18 protein-coding genes are annotated in these 18,625 nt (G+C 60.9%); 12 read left to right on the top strand and 6 right to left on the bottom strand.

Going from position 1 to position 18,625, the window contains the following annotated elements:
* Window positions 1-75 precede the first annotated feature (75 nt).
* The 4 genes from CAF74_RS22135 (at window position 76) to CAF74_RS22120 (ending at window position 3,361) form a co-directional block, all read left to right on the top strand.
* Window positions 76-1,632 carry a bifunctional aminoglycoside phosphotransferase/ATP-binding protein gene (locus CAF74_RS22135; protein ID WP_085747756.1) on the top strand — a complete coding sequence of 519 codons (1,557 nt, stop codon included), beginning with the start codon at window positions 76-78 and terminating at the stop codon, window positions 1,630-1,632.
* A gap of 91 nt (window positions 1,633-1,723) precedes the next feature.
* Entirely contained in the window at window positions 1,724-2,068 is a 345-nt protein-coding gene (locus CAF74_RS22130; protein WP_007959639.1) for a pentapeptide repeat-containing protein, read from the top strand.
* Window positions 2,069-2,290: 222 nt separating this feature from the next.
* Window positions 2,291-2,563 (top strand): TfoX/Sxy family protein, encoded by a 273-nt coding sequence (locus tag CAF74_RS22125; protein ID WP_085747755.1) that lies wholly within the window; start codon window positions 2,291-2,293, stop codon window positions 2,561-2,563.
* 15 nt (window positions 2,564-2,578) lie between these two features.
* Entirely contained in the window at window positions 2,579-3,361 is a 783-nt protein-coding gene (locus tag CAF74_RS22120) for a Crp/Fnr family transcriptional regulator (RefSeq protein WP_085747754.1), read from the top strand.
* 226 nt (window positions 3,362-3,587) lie between these two features.
* On the opposite strand, the gene CAF74_RS22115 is transcribed toward CAF74_RS22120, so the two are convergent.
* Genes CAF74_RS22115 through CAF74_RS22100 form a run of 4 tightly spaced genes read right to left on the bottom strand, consistent with a single transcriptional unit; the run spans window position 3,588 to window position 7,134 of the window.
* Window positions 3,588-4,439 (bottom strand): ChaN family lipoprotein, encoded by an 852-nt coding sequence (locus CAF74_RS22115; RefSeq protein ID WP_085747753.1) that lies wholly within the window; start codon window positions 4,437-4,439, stop codon window positions 3,588-3,590.
* Window positions 4,440-4,460: 21 nt separating this feature from the next.
* The gene (locus tag CAF74_RS22110; protein ID WP_085747752.1) at window positions 4,461-5,228 is read right to left on the bottom strand and encodes a heme ABC transporter ATP-binding protein; all 768 of its coding nucleotides are present in this window, start codon (window positions 5,226-5,228) and stop codon (window positions 4,461-4,463) included.
* Window positions 5,228-6,211, bottom strand: a complete 984-nt coding sequence (locus tag CAF74_RS22105; RefSeq protein WP_170928972.1) for an iron ABC transporter permease — start codon at window positions 6,209-6,211, stop codon at window positions 5,228-5,230. Before CAF74_RS22105 ends, CAF74_RS22110 begins: the two co-directional genes overlap by 1 nt.
* Before the next feature lie 50 nt (window positions 6,212-6,261).
* Window positions 6,262-7,134 carry a hemin ABC transporter substrate-binding protein gene (locus CAF74_RS22100; RefSeq protein ID WP_085747751.1) on the bottom strand — a complete coding sequence of 291 codons (873 nt, stop codon included), beginning with the start codon at window positions 7,132-7,134 and terminating at the stop codon, window positions 6,262-6,264.
* Window positions 7,135-7,296: 162 nt separating this feature from the next.
* On the opposite strand from CAF74_RS22100, the gene CAF74_RS22095 reads away from it, so the two are divergent.
* Window positions 7,297-7,614 (top strand): Rieske (2Fe-2S) protein, encoded by a 318-nt coding sequence (locus tag CAF74_RS22095; protein WP_085747750.1) that lies wholly within the window; start codon window positions 7,297-7,299, stop codon window positions 7,612-7,614.
* Here the strand turns inward: CAF74_RS22095 and sfsA are convergent.
* On the bottom strand, window positions 7,611-8,324 hold the full coding sequence (sfsA, locus tag CAF74_RS22090; RefSeq protein ID WP_085747749.1) for a DNA/RNA nuclease SfsA: 714 nt from the start codon (window positions 8,322-8,324) through the stop codon (window positions 7,611-7,613). The two genes, CAF74_RS22095 and sfsA, sit on opposite strands and share 4 nt — an antisense overlap.
* The gene (locus CAF74_RS22085) at window positions 8,324-9,496 is read right to left on the bottom strand and encodes a pyridoxal phosphate-dependent aminotransferase (RefSeq protein ID WP_085747748.1); all 1,173 of its coding nucleotides are present in this window, start codon (window positions 9,494-9,496) and stop codon (window positions 8,324-8,326) included. Before CAF74_RS22085 ends, sfsA begins: the two co-directional genes overlap by 1 nt.
* A gap of 334 nt (window positions 9,497-9,830) precedes the next feature.
* Between CAF74_RS22085 and dksA the strand changes: the two genes are divergently transcribed.
* The 7 genes from dksA to folK all read left to right on the top strand — a co-directional run bounded on the left by dksA (window position 9,831) and on the right by folK (window position 18,529).
* Entirely contained in the window at window positions 9,831-10,274 is a 444-nt protein-coding gene (dksA, locus tag CAF74_RS22080; RefSeq protein ID WP_039771633.1) for an RNA polymerase-binding protein DksA, read from the top strand.
* Between the two features lie 83 nt (window positions 10,275-10,357).
* Window positions 10,358-11,254, top strand: a complete 897-nt coding sequence (gluQRS, locus tag CAF74_RS22075; RefSeq protein WP_085747747.1) for a tRNA glutamyl-Q(34) synthetase GluQRS — start codon at window positions 10,358-10,360, stop codon at window positions 11,252-11,254.
* 77 nt (window positions 11,255-11,331) lie between these two features.
* Window positions 11,332-11,508 (top strand): hypothetical protein, encoded by a 177-nt coding sequence (locus CAF74_RS29085; RefSeq protein WP_003176118.1) that lies wholly within the window; start codon window positions 11,332-11,334, stop codon window positions 11,506-11,508.
* Window positions 11,492-14,446: a sensor histidine kinase gene (locus CAF74_RS22070; RefSeq protein WP_007959612.1), complete on the top strand. Its 2,955-nt coding sequence runs from the start codon at window positions 11,492-11,494 to the stop codon at window positions 14,444-14,446. Before CAF74_RS29085 ends, CAF74_RS22070 begins: the two co-directional genes overlap by 17 nt.
* Window positions 14,447-14,468: 22 nt before the next feature.
* Window positions 14,469-15,905, top strand: coding sequence for a sigma-54 dependent transcriptional regulator (locus tag CAF74_RS22065; RefSeq protein ID WP_085747746.1), 1,437 nt, complete (start codon window positions 14,469-14,471; stop codon window positions 15,903-15,905).
* Between the two features lie 734 nt (window positions 15,906-16,639).
* On the top strand, window positions 16,640-18,040 hold the full coding sequence (locus CAF74_RS22060; RefSeq protein WP_007959609.1) for a polynucleotide adenylyltransferase PcnB: 1,401 nt from the start codon (window positions 16,640-16,642) through the stop codon (window positions 18,038-18,040).
* A 3-nt stretch (window positions 18,041-18,043) separates the two neighbouring features.
* Window positions 18,044-18,529, top strand: coding sequence for a 2-amino-4-hydroxy-6-hydroxymethyldihydropteridine diphosphokinase (folK, locus tag CAF74_RS22055; protein WP_085747745.1), 486 nt, complete (start codon window positions 18,044-18,046; stop codon window positions 18,527-18,529).
* The last annotated feature ends 96 nt before the right edge of the window (window positions 18,530-18,625 follow it).

Here is an 18,625-nt window from a genome sequence, read left to right as displayed (position 1 = left end):
TCCGAGGTTTGCGTCGGGCTGGCGAGCGGCCATAATGAGCGCCTTGAATTTCTCCCAGTCTCTGAAGGATCGTCCGTGAGCCAGTCCCTGATCGCTGCCCTGCAAAACCCGGCCCTCTACCCGCATCCCGTCGAAGGGTTCCAGGTCATCGAAACCCATATCTCGTGGGTACTGCTCACCGGTCCCTACGCTTATAAAGTGAAGAAGCCGGTGAATTTCGGCTTCCTCGATTTCACCGGCCTTGATTCCCGTGAACACTTCTGCGGTGAAGAGCTGCGCCTGAACCAGCGCCTGACCGAAGATTTGTATCTGGAAGTGATTCCCGTAACCGGCAGTGCGGAAGCTCCGCAACTGGGCGGCGAAGGCCCGGCCATCGAATACTTGCTGAAAATGCGCCAGTTCCCGCAGAGCGGCCTGCTCAGCACCCTGCAAGCCAACGGCGAGCTGACCACCGCGCACGTCGACGCAATGGCCGAACAGATCGCCCGCTTCCACCTCAACGCGCCGAAAGTCCCGGCGGAACACGATGCCGGCACGCCTGAAAGCGTAATGGCGCCGGTGCGCCAGAATTTCGAACAGATCCTGCCATTCCTCAGCGACAAGAACGATCTTCTGCAACTCGACGCCCTGCAAGCGTGGGCCGAAAGCAGCTTCGATCGCCTGAAACCGCTGTTCGCCCAGCGCAAGGCGGACGGCTTCACTCGCGAATGCCACGGTGACATTCACCTGGGCAACGCCACGCTGATCGACGGCAAAGTCGTGATCTTCGACTGCATCGAATTCAACGAACCGTTCCGTTTCACCGACGTCTGGGCCGACACCGGTTTCCTGGCGATGGACCTGGAAGACCGTGGCCTGAAATCCCTGGCCCGTCGCTTCATCAGCCAGTACCTGGAACTGACCGGCGACTACCAAGGCCTGGAAGTACTGAACTTCTACAAGGCTTACCGCGCCTTGGTACGTGCGAAAGTCGCACTGTTCAGCATGCCGGCCGATGCCACTCCGGTGCAGCGTGCCACCACCCTGCGCCAGTACCGCAACTACGCCAACCTGGCGGAAAGCTACAGCACCATTCCTTCGCGCTTCATGGCGATTACCCACGGCGTGTCCGCTGTAGGCAAAAGCCACGTGGCCATGCGTCTGGTCGAAGCGCTGGGCGCGATCCGCCTGCGTTCCGATGTCGAGCGCAAACGTCTGTTCGGTGAGCAAACCGTTGCCAATGATGTTCAGGCCGGGATCTACAGCGCCGAAGCCAGCACCGCGACTTATGCTCGTCTGCATGAAATCGCCGAAGTGATTCTGCACGCCGGTTTCCCGGTGGTGATCGACGCCACTTATCTCAAGCGCGAACAACGCGACAACGCCGCCAAGGTCGCCGAAGCCACTGGCGCGCCATTCCTGATCCTCGACTGCAATGCTCCGCAGGCCGTGATCGAGAGCTGGCTGGCGATTCGTCAGGCGGACAAGAAGGATCCGTCCGACGCGACCCTCGCTGTGATCGAAGCACAACAGGCCAACCGCGAAGCGCTGACGCCGGAAGAAATCCTGCGCAGCAAACGCGTGCAGACCAATGAATCCGGCACCCTGGATACCGTCGTGGCGCAGATCCGCCAGCGCCTGCCAGGTCTGTAAGAAACTATTTCGGCCGTGAAGCCCTCGCTCGCTTCACGGCCGTCAAATAGTGGCACTATACTGGCGTCATAAAACCAACAGGTGATTTGACATGAGCCAGCCGAAACTTCTCGACACCCCGCTTTATGCCTTGCTGCACAAAGACGACATCACAGGTTTCAACAATGAACGCCCGAAAGACGGTCCGATCGACATGGTTGGTGGTGATTTTCGCGGCCTGGACCTGCGTGAACTGAACGCCGATGGCGTGGATTTCCGGGACGCCTACTTCCGTTCCGCCGACCTGCGCGGCATCGACTTTCGCAACGCCTCGCTGGAAGGCGCGAGCCTGGCTCATGCGCAGATTTCCGGGGCCTACTTCCCGCCGGAGCTGAGTGCCGACGAAATCCTGATGTCGATGAATTTCGGTACGCGCCTGCGTTATCGCACCCGCTGAAGCTTTTAAAAACCTGAACCGTCCAGCGCCCCCGCTTTGCGCTGGACTGCGTGCTATTGGTAATTTTCCCTCGCCCCCCCCCCATCCTGATTCATCAACGGAAACTGACGTTTCTTAGAAGCGTTTGCGTTGAATCCGACCAAACAACCACGCTTTTCCTACTGATGGCTACACTCCTGAGAAGCTCGCCCACGCACCATTCGGCCGTCGCAAGGAGGCTTGATGAATGATGAACTGCAACACCTGAAGAATCTTGGCAAGACGTCGGCGCAATGGCTGCATGCCGTGGGCATCCATAGCGCCTCGGATCTGCGTCGCCTGGGCGCGGTGGATGCCTACCGGGCCGTGCGCACTCGCGGGTTTCGGGCGTCGAAGGTGTTGTTGTACGCGATCGAAGGGGCGTTGATGGATGTGCACTGGAACGACATTCCCCCCGAACGCAAGGATGCGCTGAACAAGCAGCTGGAAGCCATTTCCTCTCGCCACAAGAACTAACGGGCACTGACCGCCATGTACCTGCTCGGGGAACAATCGGCCCAGGCCGATGCATTGATCAACCACTTGCAGTGCTTGCCTGCGCAATGGCTTGAGGGCCTGGCGCCGTGCGGGCCAGCGCTGGACCTGGAAGCAACGGATGATCTGTTGGCACCCTTGCCGGACGATCAGTTGTTCTTGCTCACGCAAGGTGTCATCACCGGCCGAGTCAGCGGTCGAGGCTTGTTCTACTGGCACGAGGGAGATTTGATCGGTCTGCAACAAGGGCCGGAATGGGCGGATTGCACGCTGTACTCAGACAACCCGTTGACATTACTGCCCTATCGCCTAAGTGATTTGTTTCAACATGTGTATGGCGAACCATCGCGCTCGGAGCAGTTTCTGCGCTACCTGCTCGGGCAAATGGCGCTGCTGGCCCACGCCGTTGCCGAGTTCAAGCCGCGTGAGTTTCGCAGCACCAATGGTTTCAAGCGGGTCGACGCCGGAGACATTCTGATCCGCGAGGGCGATGACGCCGACCATGTGTTCGTGATTATCGAAGGACACGCCGAAGCGTTTGTTAACGGGCACAAGGTAGGCGACGTGCCCAAGGATGAAATATTCGGTGCAATGGCTGTGTTCACGGGCGAGCCGCGCAACGCGACGGTCATAGCCCGGGAGGCAAGCACGGTAATGCTGATTCCCGGCGATCAGTTTCTGAGCATGACCCGCACCAATCCGAAAATCGCCCACAGCCTGATCGAAAGCATGGCGCGGCGTATCGACCAGCTCAACAAGCAGCTCACAGCCCAGACCTGACGCCCGTATTCACGGGGCGTTTACGCCATTGCCGGGACAAAACGAAAGAAATGAAAAAACAGCAGTTGACTTGGTAATGAGAATCGCTATGATTATCACAACTGATCGCGAGATCAGTCGATATTCTGAAAAGCCCTTGGTTCGGACTCTCAGATTATCTCCTCATCAGGCTAATCACGGTTATTTGACCCGGTTTTTACCGGGTCTTTTTTTGCCTGTGGAAAAGTCATTTCTTACTGAACTGTTTACGCATCTCGGCGCAATAATCCTGTTTCGGCGTGGCCGGTGTGTACCAGACATAATCAGCCATCGCCGCCGTGATCTGGCTGCCTTGCTCCGCCAGCATCAGCACCGTCGGCGCTTCGGGCGCGCCCAGATCCAGCGCATGCAACGGCACCCCCACATCCTTGCGCGCGTGATACGCACCCGCTAATAACAACGCAGGCGCGGGCGCCGCCAACAAACGCGAGGCCATGCGCCGATCCCGTTGTTGCTGAACGGCCAGCATCGCCGGCATTTGCGATGACGGCAGCATGCCGCAGTGAGAATCGCCGATCTGCTCCAACAGCGTCTCTTTCACAGATTTCGCGTTGCTGCGCTCACCGCTCAAAACCGGAGGATCACGATAGAACGCACGAATTTCGATGTTATCGAGATTGGCCGCCAGCACTGGCCAGGATTGTGTCAGGGCAAACCGAACAATCGGTCCGTAGAGATTCCAGTCCCAACCGTCCTGCCAGGCCAATGCTGCAGGAAGATCAGTGGGTGGCGTTGCGGCATGGCGCACGTCATCGACGCGCGACTGTTGATCGGGCGTCAGCATTTCCAACAGGAGACTGCCTTGGGGTCGTGTTTCTTCGAGGTTCTGCAACAACCACAATTGAAGGGCATGGTGATCGGCGTTGTCATGCTGTTCGCCAATGATCAGCCGCGACGGTCTGCTCAGTTGCTTCAGTAACTGCTGCGCCGTCAGACGCTCGCCGCTGCGCAGATCACGGATCTCGGCCACGACCGGCGGCGCCGCAACATGCTGGCAACCCGCAAGCCACAACACCGCCAACAGCAGAATCCTGCGCATACCCTCACCTCGATGACGACATCAGCGGGCGATGATCAGCGGATGCCCGCGCTCCGGGTGCGGCTGCACCAATACTTCCAGACCGAAAACCGCCTTCAGCGATTCCGGGCGCAACACCTGTTGCGGCGTATCCAGCGCCACCGGGCGCCCGCCCTCCAGCAGCAGGATGCGATCACAATAGCGCGCCGCCAGATTCAGATCATGCAGGATCACCAGCACCGCCGCGCCACGATCAGCAAATTCGCGCACTGCCTGCAGCGTCGTGTGTTGATGTAGCGGATCGAGCATCGAGGTCGGCTCATCAAGCAGCAACGTCTGCCCCGCCTGACCCGGCCAGAGTTGCGCCAGCACCCGCGCCAGATGCACCCGCTGACGCTCGCCGCCGGACAGCGCCAGATAACTGCGGCCACTAAGATGCCCGGCATCGGCCGCCAATAACGCGGCAGCGACGATCTCGTCATCGCGCACCCGCCCGCTCTGATAAGGCAGACGCCCCATGCCGACCACTTCTTCAACACGAAAGGCAAAATCCAGGGTCGACACCTGTGGCAACACCGCCAGCCGCTGAGCGCGCTGAGTGCCGCCCCAATGGCTCAGTGCCTCACCGTCCAGCAGCACTTCCCCTTCGTGTGCGCTCAGCTCACCGCACAACGCGCCGAGCAAAGTGCTCTTGCCGGCGCCATTCGGCCCCAGTACACCCAGCACTTCGCCCGGTTCGAGCTGCAGGCTGACATCGGCCAGAACGGTCTTGCGGCCACGGCGGATGTGCAGATTGTGCGCACGCAGCATCAGGCACGCCCTCGCAGCAGCAGATAAAGGAAGAACGGCGCACCGATGAACGCGGTGACGATGCCGATCGGCAGCTCCGCCGGTGCCAGTGCCAGCCGCGCCACCAGATCCGCCAGCAACAACAGACTCGCCCCGGCCAGCACCGATGCCGGCAGCAATACCCGATGATCCGGCCCCGCGAGCAAGCGCACCAGATGCGGCACCACCAGCCCGACAAAACCGATCATACCCGCCGCCGCCACCGCCGCGCCCACACCCAACGCCGTGCAGAACACCAATTCGCGCTTGAGCCGCTCGACATCGATCCCCAGATGCCCGGCTTCCGATTCGCCGAGCAGCAACGCATTGAGCGCCTTTGCCCGACGTGGAAGCCACAGTGCAACACCGGCGGTGATGATCAGCAGCGGCCACAACCGCGCATAGCTCGCGCCGTTGAGGCTGCCCAGGTTCCAGAACGTCAACGTGCGCAATGTCGCGTCATCAGCCAGATAGGTAAACAGTCCCACCGCCGAGCTGGCCAACGCCGTCAGAGCGATACCCGCCAGCAACATGGTCGCGACATTGGTCTGCCCATTGCGGCGACCGAGACGATAAACCAGCGCCGTCACACCCAGACCACCGAGAAACGCGCAAACCGACAGCAGATAAGGCCCGAACCACTCCGGCAATCCACCAAAAAACGAACCGCCGACAATCGCCACCGCAGCGCCCAACGCCGCTCCACTCGAGACGCCGACCAGCCCCGGATCCGCCAGCGGATTACGAAACAGCCCCTGCATCGCCACCCCGGACAACGCCAGCACACCGCCAACTGCCAGCCCGAGCAACGTACGCGGCAGACGAATCTGCCCGAGAATCAGTTCAGCCTGTTCCAGCCCGTCCGGCGCCAGCGGCACACCGATCATGCGCAACGCTGCGCGCAAGGTGTCGAATAACGGCAGACTGACCGGCCCCAGCGCCAGCGAAAGCCAGATCGCCAGCAGGCAGAGCAGGATCAGGCCGATAAACAAGCCACGGGGTTTGACCAGCGTGGTCATTGGCCGCTCTTGGCCGGGTAGAAACCGTCAGACAGGGTTTTCAGCGCTGCCGGTAATCGCGGCCCGAGCCCGCCCACCAGCAGCGTCGGGTCCAGCTCCAGCACGCGTCCGGTCTTGGCCGCGCGGCTGGAATTGAGGATCGGGTTTTCCTTGAACAGCGCCGCTTTCGCCGCCTCGCCGGTCAGCGCACGGTCAGCGAATACCAGCACTTCAGGATCGAGGCTGGCCAGGGATTCCACAGAAAACGGCTTGTACCCGGTGTGGGTCGCAAGGTTATGCCCGCCCGCCTGTTGCAGCAGCCAATCGGCGGCGGTGTCTTTGCCGGCAATCAACGGTTTTCCGCCGGCATGCCCAAGTAGCAACAGCACGCCCGGTGCTTTCCGCTTTGATTGCACCGTAATCACACGCGCCTTCTGCGCATCGAGTTGCTGTTGATAACTTTGCAGCAGCTGAGTCGCCTGACTTTCGGCGCCCAGCAACTGCCCCAGATGGGTAACGTTTTTCTCCAGCGTCGGCAGATCCGGCTGAGCCGAGAACAATTCCACCTGCACCTTGGCGCTGCGAACCTGGGAGATCACTGGCGGCGGGCCCATTTCTTCGGTGCCGATCAGAATGTCCGGGCGCAGGCTGAGGATGCCTTCGGCCGACAGGCTGCGCTGGTAGCCGATGCTTGGAAGGGACTTGAGGGACTGCGGGTGCTGGCTGGTGGTGTCGACGCCCACCAGTTTCGCCTCACCGCCCAGCGCACTCACCCACTCCGACAACGCGCCGCCAGCGCTGACCCAACGTTGCGGCAACTCGGCCGCTGCAGCCTGGTGGCTGACCAAAAGTCCGACACACAGCACGGCAACGCGGGTACTCAGGCGCATAGACAGCTTCCTTGAAAGGTTTTCCCGGGCATCGGGACGGCAGGCCAAGTATCCTCGGCAGCGGTCACCTCGCCACGGGTGAAGGCGGCCATTTGATAATTGTTTGCATTTGAACGTCAAGCTCGGACATATCCAGACACGAGCCGACATTTGAGGATAGCCATGAAGTTTCTTTGCGCGGGCGCCGATCTGGTTGAGGACGGCAGTCGCGGTTTCGATATCGACGGGAAAAAACTGTTTGCCGTGCGCCGTGCGGGGCAGGCTTACGTCTATCTCAATCGCTGCCCGCATCGGGGCGTCGGACTGGAATGGCAGCCCGACCAGTTTCTCGACCCAAGCAACAGCCTGATCCAGTGCGCCACCCACGGCGCACTGTTTCTGATCGAAGACGGTGAATGCGTCGCCGGCCCGTGCGCCGGGCAATCGCTGACGGCCATCCCTTGCCGTGAAGACGCGCAAGGGCTGTGGATCGATGTTTAACCGTTGAGCAGCACGTCCAGGCGCCGGTCGATCACCATCTCTTCATGGCTCAAACGCACGCCGTACGCCAGGACTTCGACCCCGCACGCCACCGCCTCACGCAGCGCAGCGGCGTAGGCCGAGTCGATTTCCTCGGCAGGACGCACCGCTTCGATACCCGTGAGATTGACGCAGTACAACTGCACCGCGCGAATCCCGTCCCTGGCCAGATGCGCCAGCTCACGCAAATGCTTGGCGCCGCGATCGGTCACTGCATCGGGAAATGCCGCGACCGCCGTGCCGTCGAAACCCAGCGTGACACTTTTCACTTCCACATACGCCGGGCCCGTCGGGTAGTCGAGGCGAAAATCGATCCGGCTCTTTTCCTGCCCGTACGCCACCTCGCGTTTGAGCCCGGTAAACCCGCTCAATTCGCTGATGACACCGGCCTGCAAGGCATCTTCGACCAGTGCGTTGGCGCGTCCGGTGTTCACGCAAAACAGCCGGCCCTGCGGGGTTTCACCGACTTCCCAAGTACCGGGCAGTTTGCGTTTCGGATCTGTGGAGCGACTGAACCAGACCTGCCCGCCCTCGACCTGGCAATTGAGCATCGAGCCGGTGTTCGGGCAATGAATGGTCAGCAACTCGCCGCCAACGGTTTCGATATCGGCGAGAAAACGCTTGTAACGGCGGATCAACCGGCCTTCTTCAAGAGGAGGATGAAAGCGCATCAGCCTTGCCAGCTCTTCAAGCCACGGGCGATACGCTCTACCGCTTCCTGTAGGCGTGGGAGGTTTTGCGTGTAAGCAAAGCGCACATGATGACCGGCCTGATAGCGACCGAAATCCAGCCCCGGCGTGAAGGCTACATGCTCGGTTTCGAGGAAATGCCGGCAGAACGCGAAGGCATCGCCGCCGAACTGGCTGATATCGGCATACAAATAGAACGCGCCTTCCGGCTCTACGGCAATGTCGAAGCCCAGCTCCCGCAATGCCGGCAGCAGGAAGTCACGGCGACGGCCGAATTCGGCGCGGCGCTCTTCGAGAATCGCGATGGTGTCCGGCTCGAAACAGGCCAGCGCCGCATGCTGGGCCATGCTTGGCGCGCTGATGTAGAGGTTCTGCGCGAGTTTTTCCAGTTCACTGACCGCCGCATCCGGCGCCACCAGCCAGCCGAGGCGCCATCCGGTCATGCCGAAATATTTGGAGAAACTGTTGAGGACAAATGCGCTGTCGTCCACTTCCAGCACACTGGCCGCGTCGGTGCCGTAAGTCAGACCGTGATAGATCTCGTCCACCACCAGATGCCCGTGACGCGCCTTGATGGCTGTGGATAACCCGGCCAGCTCATCGCGGGTCAGAATCGTACCGGTCGGGTTGGCCGGCGAAGCGACCAGCGCACCGACGCTGTCGTGGTCCCAGTGGCGCGCCACCAGGTCCGGCGTCAGTTGATAACGCACGTCCGGGCCAACTGGTACAAGCTGCGCCGCGCCTTCGACCAAACGCAAAAAGTGCCGGTTGCAGGGATAGCCGGGGTCGGCCAGCAGCCAGTGCTTGCCCGGATCCACCAGCAACGCACTGGCCAGCAGCAACGCCCCGGAACCGCCGGGGGTGATGAGAATCCGTCGAGGATCGATGTTCAAGCCGTAGCGCGTCTGATAGAAGCCGGAAATCGCCTCACGCAGTTCGGGAATGCCACGGGCTGCGGTGTAACGGGTTTTCCCGGCTGTCAGGGCTTGCTGGCCGGCGCGGATGATCGGTTCGGCGGTAGTGAAGTCCGGTTCGCCGATTTCCAGGTGGATCACGTCGTGGCCGGCGGCCTGTAATTCATTGGCCCGCGCCAGCAGCGCCATCACATGGAACGGTTCGATCGCACGACTGCGCGCACTGTAGGGCTGAGCCATTGGCCTTCCTTCAACGAGGGAAAAGAAACGATTCTACCCATCTGCCGGAACGAGCGAGAACCCGCAGCGGTCACAGCCACAAGAACACTGGACTGTAACGACCCGAGCGTACGCTCCAGGATTGACTAAAATCAGTGATTGAGCAGGTTTGCAGCACCGCCGGACATGGCTTGGCAAACATTTGCAAGTCCCCTCGGCCACGCGCTCGACATCCGGGAGTAGCGCGGGTCGAATTGATCTGGTAAGTTCGCCCGCTTGCAGCCGCAGGGCCGGCAGGTGTCGGTGATGGAGCAATCCTGCGCAATGGATTACAAGAGTAGAGGCGGTCCATTTCATGCCCACCCAAGCAAAGCAACAGGCAAGTCAGACACTCAGCGGTTTCGAACCTTACGTCCCTAAAGAGGGCGAAGAGTACATGGGCGCGCCTATGCGTGCGCATTTCACCAAGATCCTGACCAAGTGGAAACTCGACTTGATGCAGGAAGTCGACCGCACTGTTGATCACATGAAAGACGAAGCGGCCAACTTTCCTGATCCGGCCGACCGTGCCAGCCAGGAAGAAGAGTTCGCCCTCGAGCTGCGCGCCCGCGACCGCGAGCGCAAACTGATCAAGAAGATCGACAAGACCCTGCAACTGATCGAAGACGAAGAGTACGGCTGGTGCGACTCTTGCGGCATCGAGATCGGCGTCAAGCGCCTCGAGGCCCGTCCGACTGCCGACATGTGTGTCGACTGCAAGAACCTGGCGGAAATCAAGGAAAAGCAGGTCGGCAAATAATCCCGGCCTGAACGAAAAACGGAGCGTGCGAACGCTCCGTTTTTGTTTCTGCCGTTTTTTGACTCTCAAGTAACATCGCCCTCATGACTGCCAACACCTCCCCCGCCTATATTGGCCGCTTCGCCCCGACCCCCAGCGGGCACCTGCACTTCGGTTCGCTGGTTGCCGCCCTGGCCTCTTATCTGGACGCACGCTCGGTGGGCGGTCGCTGGCTGGTGCGCATGGAGGATCTCGATCCGCCCCGGGAAGAGCCGGGCGCGCAAGCGGCGATTCTCAAGGCGCTGGAAAGCTATGGCTTCGAATGGGACGGCGAGATGGTTCGCCAGAGCGATCGGCACGAGGCCTACGCGCAAGTGCTCGACAGCCTGTTCAATCACGGCCTCGCCTACGCCTGCACCTGCTCGCGCAAACAATTGGAGCCATACCACGGCATTTATCCGGGACTGTGCCGCAATGCCGGCCATGGCCAGGAAGACGCGGCGATTCGCCTGCGCGTGCCGGAGTTGGAATACCACTTCATCGACCGGGTGCAGGGCGAATACCGCCAGCATCTGGGCCGTGACGTGGGAGATTTCGTGATCCGCCGCCGCGACGGCCTCTACGCCTACCAACTGGCGGTGGTTCTGGACGACGCCTGGCAGGGCATCACCGACATCGTGCGCGGTGCCGATCTGCTCGACTCCACACCGCGCCAGCTCTACCTGCAGGAATTGCTGGGCCTGCGCCAACCGCGCTATCTGCATCTGCCACTGATTACCCAGCCGGACGGCAACAAGCTCGGCAAGTCCTATCGCTCGCCACCACTGGAAGCCGATCAGGCCACGCCATTGTTGCTGCGGGCCCTGCGCGCACTGGGGCAAGACCCGGGGCCCGAACTGGCCCACGCCACGCCGCAAGAACTGTTGAACTGGGGCAGCGTCCACTGGGATGCCTTGAAAATCCCGCGCACACTGACCCTGCCCGAAGCGCAACTGCTGTGACGACACTTGCAGTGGCGCGCCCATCCGTTACCATCGCCGCACGTTTTCGGGCACGCGCATAAAAAAGAGAGGCCGGGATGTACATCTATCGTTTGGTCCTGCTTCTGGTCGTGGGGATCTACCTGTTTTCTCCCGCCATCATGGATTGGTGGATCGACGCTACGGGCGCCTGGTATCGCCCTTATCTGCTCTGGCTGATCCTGATTGTCGTGACCTTCATCCTGCAGAGCCAAAAAGATGCCGATGAGCTTTAGCCTGACCCAGATGCTGCTGATCAGCGCCGCCTACCTGGCCGCGTTGTTCGGCGTGGCCTGGATCAGTGAACGGGGCATGATCCCGCGGGCGATCATTCGCCATCCGTTGACTTACACCCTGTCGCTGGGGGTCTACGCCAGTGCGTGGGCGTTCTATGGCACGGTGGGTCTGGCCTATCAGTACGGCTACGGCTTTCTGTCCAGTTATCTCGGGGTCTCCGGCGCGTTTCTGCTGGCGCCGGTGCTGCTGTATCCGATCCTCAAGATCACCCGCACTTATCAACTGTCGTCGCTGGCAGACCTGTTCGCCTTCCGCTTTCGCAGCACCTGGGCCGGTGCGCTGACCACGATTTTCATGCTGATCGGCGTATTGCCGCTGCTGGCGTTGCAGATCCAGGCCGTGGCCGATTCCATCGGCATCCTCACCGGCGAACCGGTACAGAACCGCGTAGCCCTGGCGTTCTGTGCGCTGATCATTCTGTTCACGATCTTCTTCGGTTCCCGTCATATCGCCACCCGTGAAAAGCACGAAGGGCTGGTATTCGCGATTGCCTTCGAATCGGTGATCAAACTGGCAGCCCTCGGCGGCGTCGGCCTCTACGCGCTGTACGGCGTATTCGACGGCCCCCAGCAACTTGAACTGTGGCTGCTGCAGAACCAGACCGCCCTCGCCGCCCTGCACACACCCTTGCAGGAAGGTCCGTGGCGCACATTGCTGCTGGTGTTTTTCGCCTCGGCGATCGTGATGCCGCACATGTATCACATGACCTTCACTGAAAACCTCAACCCGCGCTCGCTGGTCAGCGCAAGCTGGGGCCTGCCGCTGTTCCTGCTGTTGATGAGCCTGGCTGTGCCGCTGATTCTCTGGGCCGGCCTGAAACTCGGCGCCACCACCAATCCGGAATACTTCACCCTCGGTATCGGCATCGCCGCCAACAGCAAGTCGCTGGCGTTGCTGGCGTATGTCGGCGGTCTGTCGGCGGCCAGCGGTCTGATCATCGTCACCACGCTGGCGCTGTCGGGCATGGCCCTGAACCATCTGGTGCTGCCGCTCTATCAGCCACCGGCCGAGGGCAATATCTATCGCTGGTTGAAATGGACCCGCCGGGCGCTGATCGTCGCGATCATCATGGCCGGTTTCTGCTTCTACCTGATGCTCGGCGCCGAGCAGGATCTGGCCAACCTCGGCATCGTCGCTTTCGTTGCGACCCTGCAATTCCTGCCGGGCGTGCTCTCGGTGCTGTACTGGCCGACCGCCAATCGCCGCGGCTTTATCGCCGGTCTGCTGGCGGGGATTGTGGTGTGGGTCGTGACCATGCTGTTGCCGCTGGTCGGCAATCTGCAGGGTTTCTATATTCCGCTGCTGAACATGATCTACGTACTGGACGACACCAGTTGGCACATGGCGGCCATCGCCTCGCTGGCGGCCAACGTCCTGATGTTCACGCTGATTTCGCTGTTCACCAATGCCAGCCCCGAAGAGGCCAGCGCCGCCGAAGCCTGCGCGGTGGATAACGTACGCCGTCCGCAACGCCGGGAGCTGCATGCGGCCTCGCCGCAGGAATTCGCCACGCAACTGGCCAAGCCGCTGGGCGCCAAGGCTGCGCAGAAAGAAGTCGAACAGGCCCTGCGTGACCTTTATCTGCCATTCGACGAGCGCCGCCCTTATGCCTTGCGCCGCCTGCGTGACCGGATCGAAGCCAACCTCTCCGGCCTGATGGGCCCGAGCGTCGCCCAGGACATGGTGGAAACCTTCCTGCCGTACAAGGCCGGCGGCGAAAACTACGTCACAGAAGACATCCACTTCATTGAAAGCCGCCTCGAGGATTACCACTCGCGCCTGACCGGGCTGGCCGCCGAACTCGATGCCCTGCGCCGTTACCACCGCCAGACCCTGCAGGAACTGCCGATGGGCGTCTGCTCGCTGGCCAAGGATCAGGAGATCCTGATGTGGAACAAGGCCATGGAAGAACTGACCGGGATTGCCGCGCAACGGGTGGTCGGCTCGCGCCTGAGCACCATCGCCAATCCGTGGAAGGATCTGCTGCAAGGCTTCATCCACCTGCCGGACGAACACTTGCACAAACAGCATCTGGCCCTCGACGGCCAGACCCGCTGGCTGAACCTGCACAAAGCGGCGATCGACGAGCCGCTGGCACCGGGCAACAGCGGCCTGGTGCTGCTGGTGGAAGACCTGACCGAAACCCAGATGCTCGAAGACAAACTGGTGCACTCCGAGCGCCTGGCCAGCATCGGTCGACTCGCGGCGGGTGTTGCTCACGAAATCGGCAACCCGATCACCGGCATCGCCTGCCTTGCGCAGAACCTGCGGGAAGAGCGCGAAGAGGACGGCGAGCTAACGGAAATCAGCGGCCAGATCCTTGAACAGACCAAACGCGTGTCACGCATCGTCCAGTCGTTGATGAGCTTCGCCCACGCCGGCAGCCATCAGCACAGCGACGAGCCCGTCTGTCTGGCGGAAGTCGCGCAGGACGCCATCGGCTTGCTGGCGCTCAACCGGCGCAATTTCGAAGTCCAGTTCTACAACCTGTGCGATCCGGATCACTGGGTCGAAGGCGACCCGCAGCGGCTCGCCCAGGTGCTGATCAATCTGCTCTCCAACGCCCGTGACGCCTCGCCTGCGGGCAGTGCGGTGCGGGTCAAGAGCGAAGCCGGCGAACACACGGTCGATCTGATCGTCGAAGACGAAGGCAGCGGTATTCCATCGAGCATCATGGACAGATTGTTCGAACCCTTCTTCACCACCAAGGATCCTGGCGAAGGCACCGGTCTGGGCCTTGCACTGGTCTATTCCATCGTTGAAGAGCATTATGGACAAATCACCATCGACAGCCCGGCTGATGTTCAGAGCCAGCGCGGCACCCGTATCCGGGTGACATTGCCGCGCCATGTCGAAGCGACGTCCGCTGTGAACTGAGACCGTCGAGAGTATCGAATCAATGCCGCACATTTTGATCGTCGAAGACGAAACCATTATCCGCTCCGCCTTGCGCCGCCTGCTGGAACGCAACCAGTACCAGGTCAGCGAAGCCGGTTCAGTGCAGGAAGCACAAGAACGCTTCAGTATTCCCACATTCGATCTGATCGTCAGCGACCTGCGTCTGCCGGGCGCTCCGGGTACCGAGCTGATCAAGCTCGGCCAGGGCACACCGGTGCTGATCATGACCAGCTACGCCAGCCTGCGCTCGGCGGTCGACTCGATGAAGATGGGCGCGGTGGATTACATCGCCAAGCCTTTCGACCACGATGAAATGCTGCAGGCTGTCGCGCGGATCCTGCGCGATCGCCAGTCGGCGCCCGCCGTCGGCGAAGCAGCTCCGGCCAAATCGGCCAATGGCAGCGGCAAATCCGCGATCGATAACAGCAATGGCGAAATCGGCATCATCGGCTCGTGTCCGCCGATGCAGGATCTTTACGGCAAGATCCGTAAAGTCGCCCCGACCGATTCCAACGTGCTGATCCAGGGCGAGTCCGGTACCGGTAAAGAACTGGTGGCCCGCGCCCTGCACAACCTGTCGAAACGCGCCAAGGCACCGATGATCTCGGTGAACTGCGCAGCCATCCCGGAAAGCCTGATCGAGTCCGAACTGTTCGGCCACGAGAAAGGTGCGTTCACTGGCGCCAGCGCCGGTCGCGCCGGTCTGGTGGAAGCGGCGGACGGCGGCACGCTGTTCCTCGACGAAATTGGCGAGTTGCCACTGGAAGCCCAGGCTCGTTTGCTGCGCGTATTGCAGGAAGGCGAAATTCGCCGGGTGGGCTCGGTCCAGTCGCAGAAGGTCGATGTCAGGCTGATCGCTGCAACCCACCGGGACCTCAAGAGTCTGGCGAAAATCGGCCAGTTCCGTGAAGACTTGTACTATCGCCTTCATGTGATCGCGTTGAAACTGCCAGCCCTGCGCGAGCGTGGCGCCGACGTCAACGAAATCGCCAATGCGTTCCTCGCTCGTCAGAGCGCCCGCATCAACCGCACCGACCTGAAATTTGCCGCCGATGCCGAACAGGCGATCCGGCACTATTCCTGGCCGGGTAACGTGCGGGAGCTGGAAAACGCCGTCGAGCGCGCGGTGATTCTGAGCGAAAGCCCGGAAATTTCTGCCGACCTGCTGGGCATCGACATCGAACTGGGCGACCTGGAGGACGACGAATTCATCGGCCTGCCGGCGCAAACGGCCGGTAACGCCAGCAACAGCAGCCACGAACCGACCGAAGACCTGTCACTGGAAGACTACTTCCAGCATTTCGTACTCGAGCATCAGGACCACATGACCGAGACCGAACTGGCGCGCAAACTGGGCGTCAGCCGCAAATGCCTGTGGGAACGCCGTCAGCGTCTGGGCATTCCACGGCGCAAGACCGGGGTCGCCAGCGAGAGCTGAACGTTACCTGTCGAGTGTGCGGGCTACCGTTGAAGAGGTGAAAAAACTGTTACCTCAGTCTTTTCACGTAACAGAAGCCGGGGTTATCGGTAACGAAACCCCGGCTTTTTTTCGACCTGCGAAAACGGTTATATCGACCTAACCCCTTGTTTTATTGGGGTTCGCAAAAGTTGGCACGGCACCTGCTATATGTTTGGTACAAGAACAATAACAAGCAATGCACAAGACAATAAAAATAAGACGAATCGACTCACGCACAATAAAAACAAGACGGCGAGAGGCGCAGCTAACTGATTCTTTTGGAGAGGCGTTGTATTTGGGGCTAGCCCCACGACCAGGCCGAGAACAACAAAAACTGTCTTAAGACAGAGCCTGTACTGGTTGGATCGCAAGATCACTGCAACACAGCGACCAAAGCAATCCGTTTGCTCTTGGCTCCCGATTGGGAGGGTCATGAAGGAAAAGCTTCATGGCGAGGGCACTCAACAAAAACAAGAAGCCCGAATCAATAATAAAAAGAGCACGCAACTACTTCTTGGGGAGCTTCGGCTCCCCTTGTAGTTTCTCCTTTCTGGCAAATCCCCCCTTCTGACGCATCTCCACCCCCTCTAGCCTGCGGCTTGCAGCGCAAAACGGCAGCGTCCTACACCATCCCTCGACTAAATGCTAGAATCCCGGCCCATCATGCGGTCATTCTCTGGTATGGCCGAACATTCCTTCAAACAGTGCATCCCATGCTGAAGAAGCTGTTCCAGTCATTCCGAACTCCCCTGCGTCGTACGCAACACATCCGTAGCACGCCTGAAGTCCTCAACAGCGGCCAACACTCGCTGCAGAAGGCGCAATTCAGCCGTTACGCGGTCAACATCGTCGAACGTCTGCAGGGCGCCGGCTACCAGGCCTACCTGGTTGGCGGTTGCGTGCGAGACATGCTGCTGGGCATCACGCCCAAAGACTTCGACGTCGCCACCAGCGCCACCCCCGAGCAGGTTCGCGCCGAATTCCGCAATGCGCGGATCATCGGCCGCCGGTTCAAGCTGGTACACATCCATTTCGGTCGCGAAATCATTGAAGTCGCGACCTTCCGCGCCAATCACCCGCAAAACGAAGACGACGAAGACAGCAACCAGTCTTCGCGCAACGAGAGCGGGCGCATTCTGCGTGACAACGTTTACGGCACCCTGGAAGAAGACGCGCAACGCCGCGACTTCACCATCAACGCCCTGTATTACGATCCGGTCAGCGAGCGCATCCTCGACTACGCCAACGGCGTACACGACATCCGTAATCACCTGATCCGTCTGATCGGCGACCCGAAGCAACGCTACCAGGAAGACCCGGTGCGGATGCTGCGGGCCGTGCGTTTCGCCGCCAAGCTCAATTTCGGTATCGAGAAGCACACCGTCCAGCCAATCCGCGAACTGGCGCCGATGCTGCGCGAGATTCCGTCGGCACGCCTGTTCGAGGAAGTGCTCAAGCTGTTCCTCTCCGGTCATGGCGCGATCACGTTCGAGATGCTGGTCGACCTGCAACTGTTCGCGCCGCTGTTCCCGGCCAGTGCCGATGCGCTGGAACACAACCCGGAATATACCCACACGCTGATCAGCGAAGCACTGACCAACACCGACCTGCGGATCAAGCAGAACAAACCGGTAACCCCGGCGTTCCTGTTTGCTGCCCTGCTGTGGCCTGCCCTGCCGGCCCGAGTGCTACGTCTGCAAGAGCGCGGCATGCCGCCAATTCCAGCCATGCAGGAAGGCGCTCACGAACTGATCGCCGAACAGTGCCAGCGCATCGCGATTCCAAAACGCTTCACCATGCCGATCCGCGAGATCTGGGACATGCAGGAACGCCTGCCACGCCGCAGCGGCAAACGCGCCGACCTGCTGCTGGACAATCCGCGCTTCCGCGCCGGCTACGACTTCCTCCTGCTGCGTGAAAGCGCTGGCGAGCAGACCGATGGCCTGGGTGAATGGTGGACCGATTATCAGGACGCCAACGACAGCGAACGTCGCGACATGATCCGCGACCTCAGTGGCAAGGGTGATGACGCCAGTGGCGCACCGCGCAAGCGTCGCCGCAGCAGCGGCTCCAAACGCAAACGCGCTGGCGCACCGAGCGCCACGGGCGAATAAGGCATGGAACGCATCTACATCGGCATGGGCAGCAACCTGGCTGACCCGGCCGAACAACTGCGCAGCGCGGTCGACGCGCTGGGGCAATTGCCCGAGACCGAACTGGTCGGCGTATCTGCCTTCTACCAAAGCGACTCGCTGCTGCCGGGCCAACCGCGTTATACCAACGCGGTTGCCGCACTCGAAAGCGCGCTCGCCCCGCTTGATCTGCTCGATGCCTTGCAGGCAATCGAAAACGATCAGGGCCGCGAACGCCTGGAGCGCTGGGGCCCGCGCACGCTGGATCTGGACATTCTGCTGTTCGGTGATCGCCTGATCGACGAACCGCGCCTGAAAGTCCCGCATTACCACATGCAGGAACGCGCGTTCGTTCTCTATCCCCTGGCCGAACTGGCGCCCGAAGATCTGCGCCTGGCCGATGGCCGCACCCTTGCCGATCTTCTCGCAGCCTGCCCGTTCGTCGGCCTCGAACGCCTTCCCCACCCCTGACATCTATCCCTGTGGGAGCGGGCTTGCTCGCGAATGCGGTGTATCAGCTCAATAAGATGCTGACTGGCACGACGCCTTCGCGAGCAAGCCCGCTCC

The organism is Pseudomonas sp. R45(2017), from assembly GCF_002112305.1.
GTDB classification, from domain to species: domain Bacteria; phylum Pseudomonadota; class Gammaproteobacteria; order Pseudomonadales; family Pseudomonadaceae; genus Aquipseudomonas; species Aquipseudomonas paraglycinae.
This window is presented reverse-complemented; position numbering and strand designations above follow the sequence as displayed.